This window comes from Syntrophomonas sp. UBA5494, assembly GCF_002426325.1.
This window is the reverse complement of record NZ_DIPG01000046.1, coordinates 1-1,482: the sequence shown is the minus strand read 5'-3', so window position 1 is coordinate 1,482 and position 1,482 is coordinate 1. Positions and strand designations below refer to the sequence as shown.

Annotated in this window: 2 protein-coding genes and 1 pseudogene; all 3 read right to left on the bottom strand. The window is 54.9% G+C overall.

Annotated features, from left to right (window positions below; all coding sequences use genetic code 11):
• Positions 1-236 (bottom strand): annotated as a pseudogene (locus B3W37_RS05135) (hydrogenase); the annotation flags it as partial.
• Positions 223-1,242: a 4Fe-4S dicluster domain-containing protein gene (locus tag B3W37_RS05130; RefSeq protein WP_483174980.1), complete on the bottom strand. Its 1,020-nt coding sequence runs from the start codon at positions 1,240-1,242 to the stop codon at positions 223-225. The gene B3W37_RS05130 and the pseudogene B3W37_RS05135, both read right to left, overlap by 14 nt.
• A 12-nt stretch (positions 1,243-1,254) precedes the next feature.
• Positions 1,255-1,482 (bottom strand): 4Fe-4S dicluster domain-containing protein (locus tag B3W37_RS05125; protein WP_483174979.1); only part of this gene is annotated, 228 nt, incomplete at its 5' end.

Genomic DNA, 1,482 nt, shown 5'->3' with positions numbered 1-1,482 from the left:
CCCACTCTTTTGATGGCGTACTGCTGGTATTCCCGGCCTTCCTGCCAGGTGCAGGAGAACATGCCTTCCCCTGCCGGCAGGGACAGCATGGAACACTGCCCGGGCATGACCTGATAAGGCAGCCCCCCTGCGGGGCTTTTGACATAAAAGCTTTTAACATCCGGGGTTTCCTCTACGATATCTATCACTTCAACGATATGAGGCACCAGCGGTTGTTCGCAATTACAGTTCGACACTGCTGTCCACCTCCTTGATCTGTTTGATGATGTCGGTAATCCTGACCCCGGCCGGGCACACGATGGTGCAGCGCCCGCATCCGGTGCATAAGGAGTAGCCATAGCGTTCGTTGAAGAACTCCAGCTTGTGCAAGAAGCGGTTGCGGAAGCGTTCCACTCCAGTAGGACGCGGATTGCCTCCCCCGGCTTCAGCGGAATATTCGGCATACATGCAGGAGTCCCAGCAGCGGAAACGATAACCACTATCCCCCCACATTTTGACCTGTATGTCAAAACAGTGGCAGCTGGGGCAGATGTAGGTGCAGGCCCCGCAGTTGACACAGGGCTCGCTCATGCGTTCCCACAGCGGGTGTTCGAACATGCCTTGGAGCTTTTCCGCTACCCCCTCATAATCAACCTCAGTCTGAAATGGCCCTGCCTGAGGGGCAGTAAGCTCTTTATCGGTGAGGACTTCGGCCACTGCCTGGGTCAGCTTTTCGCCCTGGTCAGTTTGAGGTTCCCAGATATAGCCTTCATCTCCGGCATCTCTTATGATGACATCGCTTTCCGGGTCGGTCATGCTAACACCCATAGCCTCACAGAAGCAATTGGCCCCCGGGTTGTAGCAGGCATTGCCGATCACGGTGACGTTGTCCCGCCGGGCTTTGTAAAAGCTGTCCGTAAACCCCCGGGTAAGGAATACGTCGTCTAAACTGCGCATGGCCCTGGCGTCACAGGCCCTGACCCCGAAGATGACCCGTTCACTGTGGTCTTCATAGGTTTTGTCAATCTCTAGCTCCTGCCCCTGCTGTTTGAGGTCATACATCCGCTCGGTCTGGGGGAACAGGACGTATTTGGGCGAGGTATACACATTTAAAGCGTCTAAGAGCAGGGGCTTATCTTTATTCTCATCGTTCCAGGGGTAGAAGCCGCTGCCCTGTTCAACTGCCAGGGGTACGAAAACTGCCGCCTGTTGTGCGATTTTGTCCAGTAAGGCCTCTACCTTGTCTTTGGCCAGTATTTTCACGCTTCTCCCCCCTTATATGAAGTCGTCGGGATCGTCTTCCCGGTAAACACTCAAAGCTGGTTTTTGACCTTCCACATAACTGATCCCGGCTTCATAGGGGCCGAAGAAGTGGTTGGCATCCTTGGCCAGTTTGTGGTTGATCAGCATTAAGGGAATGTCCGCCGGGCAGACCCGTTCGCATTCCCCGCATTCGATGCAGCGGCCCGCCATATGCAGGGCTTTGACCAGATGATACATCAT